Source organism: Tardiphaga sp., assembly GCF_028290495.1.
In the GTDB taxonomy this organism is placed as follows: Bacteria; Pseudomonadota; Alphaproteobacteria; order Rhizobiales; family Xanthobacteraceae; genus Tardiphaga.
The window spans coordinates 30,681-44,257 of sequence record NZ_JAQGJT010000138.1; the positions used below are offsets into that span (position 1 = coordinate 30,681).

Annotated in this window: 9 protein-coding genes and 1 pseudogene; 9 read left to right on the forward strand and 1 reads right to left on the reverse strand. The window is 62.3% G+C overall.

Annotated features, from left to right (window positions below; genetic code table 11):
- The first annotated feature begins 65 nt into the window (after positions 1 to 65).
- A complete protein-coding gene (pncB, locus tag JWQ24_RS20710; protein WP_299812103.1) occupies positions 66 to 1,364 on the forward strand; it encodes a nicotinate phosphoribosyltransferase in 1,299 nt (432 codons plus the stop codon).
- Positions 1,365 to 1,569: 205 nt separating this feature from the next.
- Here the strand turns inward: pncB and JWQ24_RS20715 are convergent, their stop codons facing one another.
- Positions 1,570 to 3,732: an acetate--CoA ligase family protein gene (locus JWQ24_RS20715; protein ID WP_299812105.1), complete on the reverse strand. Its 2,163-nt coding sequence runs from the start codon at positions 3,730 to 3,732 to the stop codon at positions 1,570 to 1,572.
- Positions 3,733 to 3,927: 195 nt separating this feature from the next.
- Here JWQ24_RS20715 and JWQ24_RS20720 point away from each other — a divergent pair, with 195 nt between their 5' ends.
- The 8 genes and pseudogenes from JWQ24_RS20720 to oxlT all read left to right on the forward strand — a co-directional run bounded on the left by JWQ24_RS20720 (position 3,928) and on the right by oxlT (position 13,352).
- On the forward strand, positions 3,928 to 4,683 hold the full coding sequence (locus JWQ24_RS20720) for a GntR family transcriptional regulator (protein ID WP_299812107.1): 756 nt from the start codon (positions 3,928 to 3,930) through the stop codon (positions 4,681 to 4,683).
- Positions 4,684 to 4,762: 79 nt separating this feature from the next.
- On the forward strand, positions 4,763 to 6,505 hold the full coding sequence (gene oxc, locus JWQ24_RS20725) for an oxalyl-CoA decarboxylase (RefSeq protein WP_299812109.1): 1,743 nt from the start codon (positions 4,763 to 4,765) through the stop codon (positions 6,503 to 6,505).
- 80 nt (positions 6,506 to 6,585) lie between these two features.
- Positions 6,586 to 7,863 carry a formyl-CoA transferase gene (gene frc, locus JWQ24_RS20730; protein ID WP_299812111.1) on the forward strand — a complete coding sequence of 426 codons (1,278 nt, stop codon included), beginning with the start codon at positions 6,586 to 6,588 and terminating at the stop codon, positions 7,861 to 7,863.
- A gap of 212 nt (positions 7,864 to 8,075) precedes the next feature.
- On the forward strand, positions 8,076 to 8,213 hold the full coding sequence (locus tag JWQ24_RS20735; protein ID WP_299812113.1) for a hypothetical protein: 138 nt from the start codon (positions 8,076 to 8,078) through the stop codon (positions 8,211 to 8,213).
- 472 nt (positions 8,214 to 8,685) lie between these two features.
- Positions 8,686 to 9,696, forward strand: coding sequence for a tripartite tricarboxylate transporter substrate binding protein (locus JWQ24_RS20740; RefSeq protein ID WP_299812116.1), 1,011 nt, complete (start codon positions 8,686 to 8,688; stop codon positions 9,694 to 9,696).
- A gap of 130 nt (positions 9,697 to 9,826) precedes the next feature.
- Positions 9,827 to 10,324 (forward strand): tripartite tricarboxylate transporter TctB family protein, encoded by a 498-nt coding sequence (locus JWQ24_RS20745; protein WP_299812118.1) that lies wholly within the window; start codon positions 9,827 to 9,829, stop codon positions 10,322 to 10,324.
- 35 nt (positions 10,325 to 10,359) lie between these two features.
- Complete coding sequence (locus tag JWQ24_RS20750) at positions 10,360 to 11,871, forward strand: tripartite tricarboxylate transporter permease (RefSeq protein ID WP_299812120.1); 1,512 nt, start codon at positions 10,360 to 10,362, stop codon at positions 11,869 to 11,871.
- Positions 11,872 to 12,062: 191 nt separating this feature from the next.
- Positions 12,063 to 13,352: pseudogene (gene oxlT, locus JWQ24_RS20755) on the forward strand (oxalate/formate MFS antiporter).
- The last annotated feature ends 225 nt before the right edge of the window (positions 13,353 to 13,577 follow it).

Consider the following 13,577-nt stretch of genomic DNA (forward strand, 5'->3'; position numbering starts at 1 on the left):
CACCGGTGCCAAAACGCCGCTTCGACTTTGCCGATTGCCGGCAGCTATCTAGGATTGGCGTCGCCATGATGGATTTCGCCACCCGGGTCCACAACCACAATTACCGACTCGACCCGATCATCCGGTCGTTACTGGATACGGACTTCTACAAGTTCCTGATGCACCAGTTCATCTGGATGCTGTACGCCAAGGTTCCCGTCACCTTCGGCCTGATCAACCGCACCAAGACGGTGCGCCTCGCCCAGATCATTCCGGAAGCCGTGCTGCGCGCGCAACTCGACCATGCACGCACGCTGCGATTTCGCGAGAACGAGTTGATCTGGCTGGCGGGTAACCGCTTCTACGGCCGCCGCGATATTTTTCGCCCGGAATATATCGAGTATCTGCGCAGCTTCCGGTTGCCCGGCTATCACCTCGAAACCATCGACGGCCAGTATGTGCTGACCTTCGAGGGCCCGTGGGCCGACGTCACGATGTGGGAGATCTACGCGCTGGCCATCGTCAGCGAGCTCCGCACGCGCTGCGCGATGTCCACGCTCGGCAAGTTCGAGCTCGACATCCTCTACGCCCAGGCCAAGACCAAAATCTGGGGCAAGGTGCAGCGGCTGCAGGCGCATCCCGAGCTGCGGCTGGCCGAGTTCGGCACGCGGCGGCGGCACAGCTTCCTGTGGCAGGAATGGGTCACCGACGTGATGGCCAACGAACTCGGCCGCACCTTTGTCGGCACGTCGAACGCCCTGCTCGCCTTCAAGCATTCCTTCGAGGCGATCGGCACCAACTCGCACGAACTGCCGATGGTGGCGGCGTGCCTGGCCAATACCGACGAGGAGTTGAAGCGCGCGCAATATGACGTGCTGGCGAAATGGCAGGAAGTCTATGACGGCGAATTGCTGATCATCCTGCCCGACACGTTCGGCATGACGCAGTTCCTGCGCGATGCGCCGGAGTGGGCCGCGGGCTGGACCGGCATGCGCATGGACTCAAAGGAACCGGTCGCCGCCGGCGAGGAGATCATTGCCTGGTATGCGGCGCGCGGCGAGGACCCGCGCAAGAAGCGCGCGATGTTCTCGGACGGGCTGGAAGTCGATTTGATGATCGACCTGCACCAGAAATTCCGCGGCCGGATTCGCGAGAGTTTCGGCTGGGGCACGATGGCCACCAACGATTTCCGCGGCGCCCATCCGCGCGGGCTGGACACACTCGATCCGATCAGTCTGGTCTGCAAGGTCACCTCCGCCAACGGTCGCGCCGCCGTGAAACTGTCGGACAACCCGGCCAAGACCACCGGCAGCCCGGCGGAGATCGAACGCTATCTGCGCATCTTCGGCCGCGAAGGCGCGGCGGAGCTTCCGGTGATTGTGTAAAGCCGTCGTTCCGGGATGTGCTTCAAGCGGCGAAGCCGATTGGAGCACATCCCGGAATCCCGAGATATTTTGAACACATCCGGATTCCGGGTTCGCTCGCGGCTATGCCGGTCGCGCCCCGGAATGACAACTTGATGGGTCAGCTCTGAACAAAAAACGCCGCCCGATTTCCTGGGCGGCGCTCTCGTGTGGGGTGTAAGGCTGCTTACAGCAGGCCCGCGCCGCGTGCCCACTTGTACTTGGCGCCGAGCACTTCCACCGGAAGCTCGGTCGAATAGGCATAAGACGGGATGCCGTTCTGGTAGAGATATTCGGCGGCCTCCTCGACCTCGACGTCGCCGGCGAGCGAGGCCACCATCGGCTTCTCGATGCCCTTGGCCTTCATCTCGTTCTTGATCTCGACCATGTTGCGCGCGAACACCATCGGCGGGGTGACGATGGTGTGCCAGTAGCCGAGGATCAGCGAATGCACGCGGTCGTCGGTGAGGCCGAGCTTCACGGTGTTGACATAGGTGATCGGCGGCTCGCCGCCGGTGATGTCGACGGGGTTGCCGGCCGCGCCGAACGGCGGGATGAACTTGCGGAAGGCCGCATCGAGATCCGGCGGCATGGTCATCAGCGACATGCCGTTGTCGACCACCGCATCCGACAGCAGAACGCCCGAACCACCGGCGCCGGTGATGATCAGCACGTTCTCGCCCTTCGGCGTCGGCAGCACTGGAATGCCGCGGGCAAACTCCAGCAACTGGCGCAGCGAACGGGCGCGGATCACGCCGGACTGCTTCAGCACGTCCTCATAGATCTTGTCGTTGCCGGCGAGCGCGCCGGTGTGCGACGACGCCGCCTTGGCGCCGGCCGAGGTGCGGCCGGCCTTGAGCACGACCACCGGCTTGATCTTGGAGACGCGCTTGGCGGCTACGGCGAAGGCGCGGCCGTCCTTCAGATCCTCGCAATGCTGCGCGATGATGTTGGTGTTAGGGTCCTGCTCGAAGAAGGCGAGCAGATCGTCCTCGTCGATGTCCGACTTGTTGCCGAGGCCGACGATGGCCGAGACGCCCATCTTGGCCGAGCGCGAGAAGCCGATGATCGCCATGCCGATGCCGCCGGACTGCGACGACAGAGCCGCCGAACCTTTCACGTCATAGGCGGTGCAGAACGTCGCGCAGAGATTGGCCGGCGTGTAATAGAAGCCATAGATGTTCGGCCCCATCAGGCGGACGTCGTACTTCTTGCCGATCTCGACGATCTCTTCCTGCAGCGCCGGCTCGTTGGCTTCGGCAAATCCCGACGGGATCAGCACGGCGCCGGGAATTTTCTTCTCGCCGCATTCGATCAGTGCACCGGCAACGAACTTGGCGGGAATCGCGAACACCGCGGTGTCAATCACGCCCGGAACGTCCTTGACGCTCTTGTAGGCCTTGCGGCCCATGATCTCGGTGGCCTTGGGGTGGATCGGATAGATCTCGCCCTTGTAGCCGCCGTTGATCAGGTTCTTCATCACCGAATTGCCGATCTTGCCGTCCTCGGCGGAGGCGCCGATCACGGCGACCGCCTGCGGCATCATGATGCGGTTCATCGCGGTGACGATTTCGGCGTTGGAGCGCGGCGCCGGGCGCGGCTTGTAGTCGAAGTCGACGACGATGCGCACGTCGGCGGCGATCGCATCCTTCTTGGTCGCGAATACCGGGTTGAGATCGAGCTCGACCATTTCCGGGAAGTCGCTGACCAGTTCGGAAACCTTGACGATGATATCGGCCAGCGCCTCGCGGTTGGCCGGGTCGCCGCCGCGCACGCCATGCAGCATTTCGGCTGCCTGAATGCCGTCGAGCATCGACAGCGCGTCGTCATTGGTGGCGGGGGCGAGACGGAAGGTCACATCCTTCAGCACTTCGACCAGCACGCCGCCGAGGCCGAAGGCCACCAGCTTGCCGAACGAACCGTCGGTGATCGAACCGATGATCACCTCGGTGCCGCCCATCAGCATCTGCTGGACCTGGATGCCCTCGATCTTGGCATCGGCCTTATAGTTCTTGGCGTTGGCCAGAATGGTGTCGTAGGCCTTCAGCGCTTCGTCAGCGGACTTGACGCCGACAATGACGCCGCCGGCTTCGGTCTTGTGCAGGATATCCGGCGAGACGATCTTCATCACCACCGGAAAGCCCATGCCTTCGGCCATCTTGGCGGCTTCGGCAGCGGATTTCGCCACGCCTTCACCGGGCACCGGAATGCCGTAGGCGTCGCAGACCAGCTTGCCTTCCGGCGCGGTCAAGCTGGTGCGGCCGTCGGCTTTGACGGCGTCGAGAACTTTGCGAACGGTTTCTTTCGCGGACGGCGCGGCAACCTGCTTGGCGAGATTCGTTGGGGACATGGCTTCCTCTCCTTGACGTCTGTTTCAGTCGAGACGTGATTGATGGCATTTGGTATGCCAGAAACAGGCTTGTCAAGGCGGTGCGCACTGCACAATTGCCGAAATCGCCGGAAGCTTGACACCGTGGTATTTGGTATGCCAAAAATCTGGCACTATTTATTCTGTTATAGGAACGTCTCCCGATGGAGATGATTCATGCCCGCTCGAAAACCAACCAAGGCGCGGACAACAATGGCTGAGGCAGATATCGCGATCGTCCGGATCGCGCCCGAGACGAGTTTCAAGAACAAGGCCTACGATGCCTTGAAAGAAGCCATTCTCAAAATGGATATCTACACCACCGCCGATCCGGTGATGCTCGACGAGCGCGCTTTGTCGGAACGCCTCGGCGTCAGCCGCACGCCGATCCGCGAAGCGATCGCGATGCTGGAACAGGATGGTTTCGTCAAGACGATGCCGCGCCGGGGCATCGTGGTAGTCAGACGGACCAAGGTCGAGATCGTCGACATGATCCGCGCATGGGCGGCGCTGGAAAGCATGGCCGCGCGGCTGATCACGACGACCGCGCGCAAGAAGGACATCTCGGCGCTGCGCGACTTCTTCAAGGATTTCGGCAAGGACCGGCTACCGCAGGATCACGTCGAGGAATATTCCAAAGCCAACATCGCTTTCCACCAGGCGCTGATCTCGCTCAGCGAATCGCCGGTGCTGGTCGACATGACCAACGACATTCTTCTGCATGTGCGCGGGTACCGGCAGCTCACGATCGGTCGCACCGACCGCACCGCGACCTCCCTGCCCGAGCATCTGGCGATCATCGAGGCGCTCGAGGAGCGCAACACCGAACTGGCGGAAAAGCGCGCGCGCGATCACACGCTGGGGCTGGCGGCCTATGTCGAGGCCCACGGCCAGGAGCTGTTCACCAAGCCTTCCGACATCAAGGCTTCCTGAAAGAAGCCCACCGATTTCGTATCCACGCACACGCTGACAACAACACGTCGCATCAAAAAAAGTACAGGGAGAACGCGGAATGTCCGCTACGGTTCAGAGCATTGCAGTCGCCGCCCCGGAAGTTGAGCAGGACCTGACGGATGGCTTTCATCTGATCATCGACGCGCTCAAGCTGAACGGCCTCAACACGATCTACGGCGTGCCGGGCATCCCGATCACCGACTTCGGCCGCATGGCGCAGGCCGAGGGTATCCGCGTGCTCTCGTTCCGCCATGAACAGGCCGCCGGCTATGCCGCCTCGATCGCCGGCTACCTCACCAAGAAGCCCGGCGTCTGCCTGACGGTGTCGGCACCCGGCTTCCTCAACGGCCTCACCGCGCTGGCGCATGCCACCACCAACTGCTTCCCGATGATCCTGATCTCCGGTTCGTCGGAGCGCGAGATCGTCGATCTGCAGCAGGGCGACTATGAGGAGATGGACCAGCTCGCGATCGCCAAGCCGCTGTGCAAGGCCGCGTTCCGCGTGCTGCACGCCGCCGACATCGGCATTGCGGTGGCCCGCGCGATCCGCGCCGCAGTGTCCGGCCGTCCGGGCGGCGTCTACCTCGATCTGCCCGCCAAACTGTTCGGCCAGGTGATGGACGCCGGCCTCGGCCAGAAGTCGCTGGTCAAGGTGATCGACGCCGCGCCGGCGCAGATCCCCGGACCGGATTCGATCAAGCGCGCGCTCGACGTGCTGAAGGGCGCCAAGCGCCCATTGATCATTCTCGGCAAGGGCGCGGCCTACGCGCAGGCCGACGACGCCATCAAGGCGCTGGTCGAGACCTCCGGCATTCCGTTCCTGCCGATGAGCATGGCCAAGGGCCTGCTGCCCGACACCCATCCGCAATGCGCGGGTGCGGCGCGCTCGACGGTGCTGAAGGACGCCGACGTGGTGATGCTGATCGGCGCCCGCCTGAACTGGCTGCTGTCGCACGGCAAGGGCAAGAGCTGGGGCGATACGCCCAAGAAGTTCATCCAGATCGACATCGAGCCGAAGGAAATGGACTCCAACGTCGAGATCGTCGCGCCCGTGGTCGGCGATATCGGCTCCTGCGTCGCGGCCCTCCTCGATGGCATCGGCAAGGGCTGGACGAAGCCGTCCACCGACTGGACCGGCGCCATCACCAAGAAGCGCGACGACAACATTTCGAAAATGGCGCCGCGCCTGATGAACAACAACTCGCCGATGGATTACCACGGCGCGCTCGGCGTGCTGCGCACCATCATCGCAGAACGTCCCGATGCCATGCTGGTGAATGAAGGCGCCAACACGCTCGATCTCGCCCGCGGCATTATCGACATGTACAAGCCGCGCAAGCGCATCGATGTCGGCACCTGGGGCATCATGGGCATCGGCATGGGCTACTGCATCGCCGCCGCCATCGAGACCGGCAAACCGGTGCTCGCGGTGGAAGGCGACAGCGCGTTCGGCTTCTCCGGCATGGAGGTCGAAACCATCTGCCGCTACAATCTGCCGGTCTGCATCGTCGTCTTCAACAATGACGGCATCTACCGCGGCACCGACGTCAATCCGACCGGCGGCGAGGACGTGGCCCCGACCGTGTTCGTCAAGGGCGCGCGCTACGACAAGATGATGGAGGCCTTCGGCGGCGTCGGCGTCAACGTGACTTCGCCGGACGAACTCAAGCGCGCCGTCAACAACGCCATGGATTCGGGCAAGCCGACGCTGATCAATGCGGTGATCGACCCGGCCGCCGGCAGCGAGAGCGGCCGCATCGGCAACCTCAATCCGCAGAGCGTGCTGAAAAAGAAGAAATAATCTGTTTCAACGACGGGGTCGCAAGGCCCCGTCCCTGTTCTTTCTGCCCGCGCGGCAACCATAGACTACGGAGCAAGACCATGACACAGGCGCTGAAGGGCGTTCGCATTCTCGATTTCACCCACGTCCAGTCCGGACCTACCTGCACGCAGCTGCTGGCGTGGTTTGGCGCCGACGTGATCAAGGTCGAGCGACCGGGCGTCGGTGACATCACCCGCGGCCAGTTGCAGGATATCCCCAACGTCGACAGCCTGTATTTCACCATGCTGAACCACAACAAGCGCTCGATCACGCTCGACACCAAGAACCCCAAGGGCAAGGAAGTGCTGATCGCGCTGATGAAGTCCTGCGACGTGCTGGTCGAGAACTTCGGCCCCGGCGTGCTCGACCGTATGGGCTTCTCGTTCGAGAAGATCCAGGAGATCAACCCGAAACTGATCGTCGCTTCGATCAAGGGCTTTGGCCCCGGTCCCTATGAGGACTGCAAGGTCTACGAGAACGTCGCGCAGTGCACCGGTGGTGCAGCCTCGACCACCGGCTTCCGCGACGGCCTGCCGCTGGTCACCGGCGCGCAGATCGGCGACAGCGGCACCGGCCTGCATCTGGCGCTCGGCATCGTCACCGCGCTCTATCAGCGCACCGTCACCGGCCGCGGCCAGAAGGTCACCGCCGCCATGCAGGACGGCGTGCTGAATCTCTCGCGCGTAAAACTGCGCGACCAGCAGCGCCTCGCGCATGGCCCGCTCAAGGAATACAGCCAGTTCGGCGAAGGCATTCCGTTCGGCGACGCCGTGCCGCGCGCCGGCAACGATTCCGGCGGTGGCCAGCCCGGCCGCATCCTGAAGTGCAAGGGCTGGGAGACCGACCCCAACGCCTACATCTACTTCATCACCCAGGCGCCGGTGTGGGAGAAGATCTGCGACGTGATCGGCGAACCCACCTGGAAGACCGACCCGGCCTACTCGAAGCCCGCGGTGCGGCTGCCCAAGCTCAACGAGATCTTCGCGCGCATCGAACAGTGGACGATGACCAAGACCAAGTTCGAGGCGATGGACATCCTGAATGAAGATGACATCCCGTGCGGCCCGATCCTGTCGATGAAGGAACTCGCCGAGGACCAGTCGCTGCGCGCGACCGGCACCGTGGTCGAGGTCGACCATCCCGAGCGCGGCAAGTACCTCTCGGTCGGCAACCCGATCAAGATGTCCGATAGCCCGACCGAAGTGACCCGCTCGCCGCTGCTCGGCGAGCACACCGACGAGATCCTGCGCCAGGTGCTCGGCTTCAGCGACCACCAAGTTGCCGAAATCCACGACTCCGGCGCTCTCGATCCGCCGCGTAAGGTGGCCGCGGAGTAAGCGAACGCCATATTGGCTTTGACATCACAGGCCGCCGGTATCCCCGGCGGCCTTTTGCGTGGAACTTTGATAAGAAAATCAAATCGATTGATTTTGCACTGCAAAAAATTTCATGCTGCCATGCAAACAAACGCATTGTTGGTGGCATCTGGTATACGTAGATTAGCCCTCAGACGAACACGGCGCCCCGGCGCCAAACTGAGGGATCGATCATGTCCAACACTGCTTCGCTCGGCCTCACGCCTTCCACCACTCTGTTCAGCCGCCTGATGGCGCAGATCGACCGCCTGCTGATGAGCAGCGCCCGGATCTCGGTACGCAATGCCGACCTGCCCTATTTCGGTCTTTGATCAACGGATTATCTGACGACGCGTGACCGCGTCATCAGACTGTTTCCTCCCAGACTGGCCCCGGATTTTTCCGGGGCCATTTTTTTTGCGCGCATAGGGATTGTTTCCGCCTGCGGCATTTCAGCCCGTCCCGCGTTTAACTACTCTAACCGCTTGCGGCTTGGCATATCGCATACCAAAGTGAGCGCTAGGTAATGCTTCGCGTTTAAATGAAAGCATACCTGGGAGGATGATGGCCGACAGACCCGCACAGGGCTGCTGCCGCAATTGCCATGATGCAAGCACCCGACCTCACATTTTCGCCGATTGGCCGAACAGCTAACTTGTTCGGCAGAATACTCCACTCCAAGCTGGACTGCGACGACGCGCCTCTGCGCTCGCCGCCTCGCTTACCAAAGGAATTCCTTCGCTAGTACACCACGATTGAAAGTCGACGCACGATCGACGCGATCAAAACGAATGGGAGAGAAACATGAAACGTTCTGCCTCTTGTCTCGCGATTGGCGCCGTCGCGTCATGCCTGGCGACGATTGCCGGCCCGGCCGTTGCGGCCTGGGAGCCGGTACGCCCGGTGGAATTCGTCATCCCGGCCGGCACAGGCGGCGGCGCAGACCAGATGGCGCGCACCATTCAGGGCATCGTCACCAAGCACAATCTGATGAAGCAGCCACTCGTCGTGATCAACAAGTCGGGCGGCGCCGGCGGCGAAGGCTTCCTCGACCTCAAGACCGCCAACAACAATCCGCACAAGATCATCATCACGCTGTCGAACCTGTTCACGACGCCGCTCGCCACCGGCATTCCGTTCAACTGGAAAGACCTCACGCCCGTCGCGATGCTGGCGCTCGACGAGTTCGTGCTCTGGGTCAATGCCGACAAGCCGTACAAGGACACCAAGGAATTCATCGCAGCCGTGAAGGCCGCACCGGCCGGCTCGATCAAGATGGGCGGCACCGGCTCGAAGCAGGAAGACCAGATCATCACCGTCGCCTTCGAAAAGGCCATCGGCAGCAAGCTCACCTATATCCCGTACAAGGGCGGCGGCGAAGTCGCGGTGCAGCTGGTCGGCAACCACGTCGATGCCACCGTGAACAATCCGATCGAGGCCGTCGCACAGTGGCGCGGCGGCAAGGTGCGTCCGCTTTGCGTGTTCGACAGCAAGCCGATGAACTATGACGAGCAGGTCGCCGACGGCAAGGCGTGGAAGGACATTCCGACCTGCAAGTCGCAGGGGCTCGACATCGAATATGTCATGCTGCGCGGCATCTTCATGTCGCCCAAGGCGACCAAGGACCAGGTCGAATATTACGTCGAACTGTTCAAGAAGATCCGTGCCACGCCGGAGTGGCAGGACCTGATGAAGAACGGCGCCTTCAACACCACCTTCATGACCGGCGGCGACTATTCCGGCTGGGTCGAGAAGGAAGAGAAGCGTCACGAGACGCTGATGAAGGAAGCCGGCTTCCTCGCACAAGGTAACTGATCAGCACCACTGATCGAGACGTACTGATCGTTCCGCGAACATCCCCGGCGCCTGGCAATGGCCAGGCCCGGGCAGCCACACGATTTCAAGACTTTCGATTCAAGCCTCAGATTCAAGACCTGGAGTTTCCATGACAGCGCAACATTCACGCAATGCAGGCCCGACTCACAAGGCCGTCGAATCCGGCGTCACTCTGGTGATCGGCCTGTTCGGCGCCATCGTCGTGTACGGCAGCGTCAAGGCCGGCATCAACTGGGGCGCGGAAGGCCCGCGCGCCGGCTTCTTCCCGTTCTATGTCGGGCTCTTCATCATCGTGTCCAGCGCCATCAATCTCTGGAACACGAGGCGCGACGAGGACAGCAGCCTGTTCGCCGAATGGGGTCAATTGCGTCAGGTCTTCAGCGTCGTGATCCCGACCGCCATCTATGTCGCGTCGATGCCGTTCATCGGCCTGTATTTGGCCTCGATGATCTTCATCGGCTGGTTCATGCGCTGGCTCGGCAAGTACGAATGGCCGCTGATCGCCGGCATCGCGCTCGGCATGCCGATCGTCACCTATTTCATCTTTGAACGCTGGTTCCTGGTGCCGTTGCCCAAGGGACCGATCGAGGACTGGCTCGGTCTGTAACAAGCGTCTGCATAAGTTTTCGGGGGAAATTCGATATGGAAGAAATCGCCAATCTGTTCCAGGGCTTCGCCGTCGCCCTGCAACCGTTCAATATCGCCGTGATGATCCTGGGCATTGTGCTCGGCGTGGTGATCGGCGTGTTGCCGGGGCTCGGCGGCGCCAACGGCGTGGCCATCCTGCTGCCGCTGACCTTCAGCATGCCGCCGACCTCGGCGATCATCATGCTGTCCTGTATCTACTGGGGCGCGTTGTTCGGAGGTGCGATCACCTCGATCCTGTTCAACATACCGGGCGAACCCTGGTCGGTGGCGACGACCTTCGACGGTTATCCGATGGCCCAGCAGGGCAAGGCCGCCGAAGCACTCACCGCTGCCTTCACCTCCTCCTTCGTCGGCGCGCTGTTCGCCGTGATCATGATCACGCTGGTGGCGCCGCTGGTGGCGAGCTTCGCGCTACAATTCGGGCCTGCGGAGAAATTCGCGGTCTACTTCCTCGCCTTCTGCAGTTTCGTCGGGCTAAGCAAGGAGCCACCGTTCAAGACCATTGCGGCGATGATGATCGGCTTCGCGCTGGCCGCCGTCGGCCTCGACTCCATCACCGGCCAGTTGCGTCTGACCTTCGGCTCGCACGAACTGCTCAACGGCTTCGACTTCCTGATCGCCGTCATCGGCCTGTTCGGCCTCGGCGAAATCTTCCTGACGATGGAGGAAGGTCTCAGCTTCCCCGGCGGCAAGGCCAAGATCGACCTGCGCATCGTGCTCAAGACCTGGAAGTCGCTGCCGCGCTACTGGATGACGTCGCTGCGCTCCTGCGTGATCGGCTGCTGGATGGGCATCACGCCGGCCGGCGCCACGCCCGCCTCGTTCATGAGCTACGGCATCGCCAAGCGTGTCTCGAAACAAGGCCACAATTTCGGCAAGGGCGAGATCGAGGGCGTGATCGCGCCGGAGACCGCCGCACACGCCGCCGGCACCGCGGCCTTGCTGCCGATGCTGTCGCTCGGCGTGCCGGGCTCGCCGACCGCAGCGGTGCTGCTCGGCGGGTTGCTGATCTGGGGTCTGCAGCCCGGCCCTATGCTGTTCGTCGAGCAGAAGGAGTTCGTCTGGGGCCTGATCGCCTCGATGTATCTCGGCAACCTCGTCGGCCTGATCGTGGTGCTGACCTGCGTGCCGCTGTTCGCCGCGATCCTGCGGGTGCCGTTCAGCATCATCGCGCCGCTGATCCTGGTGCTGTGCGCGATCGGCGCCTACTCGGTCCACAACTCGACCTTCGACGTGGTGATGATGCTGGTATTCGGCCTGATCGGCTACGCGCTGAAGAAGTGCAACTATCCCCTCGCGCCCCTGGTGCTGGCGATCGTGCTGGGCGACAAGGCGGAGGAAGCGTTCCGGCAATCGCTGCTGGGATCGCAGGGCTCGCTCGGCATATTCTTCTCCAACACGCTGGTCAGCTCGATCATGATCCTCGGCCTGATCGCTCTGTTCTGGTCGGTGATCCAGAACGGTATTTCGCGGCTGCGGACGACGACGCCTCAGGCCGCCGGGTAGCACTGCTACACTCCTCCAGGTACAAAGCCGGCGGTTGATCCGCCGGCTTTTCTTTTGCGCAATGCTGCAGTACAGCGAGCGCAACATTACTGCGACAAACTGGCAAAATTTCGCTTGTCTACTGGCATATCATATACCAAACTACCCGAAGTAGCGCTGCAAAAAACAGAATGGCGCCTCGGGAGAAAACTATGACGGATGCAGTTCACGGAGCGACTCCGGCGGCCGCGCGGGTAAGTGACGCGTATCGCTGGACCCAATTGGCCATCGGCGTCGGCGCGATGGTGATGATTGCCAACTACCAATATGGCTGGACGTTCTTCGTCCCCGATATTCAGAAAAAATTCGGCTGGGACCGCGCCTCGATCCAATGAGCGTTCACGCTGTTCGTGCTGTTCGAGACCTGGCTGGTGCCGATCGAAGGCTGGTTTGTCGATAAATACGGCCCGAAGCTGGTCGTGCTGGTCGGCGGAATCCTGTGCGGCATCGGCTGGGCGATCAACGCGCAGGCTGAGACGCTAAACGGCTTTTACCTCGGCATGATCGTGGCGGGCATCGGCGCCGGCGGCGTCTACGGCACCTGCGTCGGCAACGCGCTGAAGTGGTTTCCCGACAAGCGCGGCCTAGCGGCCGGCATCACCGCCGCCGGCTTCGGCGCCGGCTCCGCGCTGACCGTGGCGCCGATCCAGGCGATGATCGCAGGCTCGGGCTTCCAGACTACCTTCCTGTACTTCGGTCTCGGCCAGGGCCTGATCATCGTGATCCTCGCCTTCTTCCTGTTTTCGCCCAAGCCCGGCCAGGTGCCGGCCGTCACTGTGAACGCCAATGTGATCCAGACCCGCCGCAACTACGCCCCGACCGAAGTGATCCGCCATCCGATCTTCTGGCTGATGTACTTCATGTTCGTGATCGTCGGTGCCGGCGGCCTGATGGTGACGGCGAATCTGAAGCCGATCGCCGCCGACTGGAAGATCGACAACGTGCCGGTCACCTTGATGGCCATGACGATGACGGCCGTGACTTTCGCCGCCACCATCGACCGCGTCCTCAACGGTCTGACCCGGCCGTTCTTCGGCTGGATCTCCGACCAGATCGGCCGTGAGAACACCATGTTCATCGCCTTCGGCATGGAAGGCGTCGGCATCTATTTGCTGTACATGTGGGGCCACGATCCGCTGTGGTTCGTGCTGCTCTCCGGCTTCGTGTTCTTTGCATGGGGCGAGATCTACTCACTGTTCCCCTCGACCTGCACCGACACGTTCGGCTCGAAGTTCGCCACCACCAATGCCGGCCTGCTCTACACCGCGAAGGGCACGGCAGCGCTGCTGGTGCCGGTCGCGAACTACATGCAGCAGTCGTCGGGGACATGGGACAACGTGTTCCTGATCGCCGCCGGCGCCAACATCCTGGCCTCGCTGCTGGCGCTGTTCGTGCTCAAGCCGTGGCGCAAATCGGTGGTCAGCAAGGCGCTGGCCGCCTAGACTGCAACTCACGCACCTCCATGAACGCCCGGCCGAAAGGTCGGGCGTTTCTTTTTGCGGATACGTCGCCGAAAGGTGCGCTCCTGACAGGCAACATCCGGGAGGGATCGGGGTAAGCGCGCTGCGCCCCGGCACTACGGTCGCGCGCGCCATGCTGCGCCGCATCATAACTAAGTCCAAGACGGGCTTGCGTAGTGGAATATAATATACCAGTCTCCGCCGGCG

Coding starts and splice junctions, on each gene's coding strand:
- pncB (WP_299812103.1), top strand. CDS start 66: ATGATGGATTTCGCCACCCGGGTCCACAACCACAATTACCGACTCGAC.
- JWQ24_RS20715 (WP_299812105.1), bottom strand. CDS start 3,732: ATGTCCCCAACGAATCTCGCCAAGCAGGTTGCCGCGCCGTCCGCGAAA.
- JWQ24_RS20720 (WP_299812107.1), top strand. CDS start 3,928: ATGCCCGCTCGAAAACCAACCAAGGCGCGGACAACAATGGCTGAGGCA.
- oxc (WP_299812109.1), top strand. CDS start 4,763: ATGTCCGCTACGGTTCAGAGCATTGCAGTCGCCGCCCCGGAAGTTGAG.
- frc (WP_299812111.1), top strand. CDS start 6,586: ATGACACAGGCGCTGAAGGGCGTTCGCATTCTCGATTTCACCCACGTC.
- JWQ24_RS20735 (WP_299812113.1), top strand. CDS start 8,076: ATGTCCAACACTGCTTCGCTCGGCCTCACGCCTTCCACCACTCTGTTC.
- JWQ24_RS20740 (WP_299812116.1), top strand. CDS start 8,686: ATGAAACGTTCTGCCTCTTGTCTCGCGATTGGCGCCGTCGCGTCATGC.
- JWQ24_RS20745 (WP_299812118.1), top strand. CDS start 9,827: ATGACAGCGCAACATTCACGCAATGCAGGCCCGACTCACAAGGCCGTC.
- JWQ24_RS20750 (WP_299812120.1), top strand. CDS start 10,360: ATGGAAGAAATCGCCAATCTGTTCCAGGGCTTCGCCGTCGCCCTGCAA.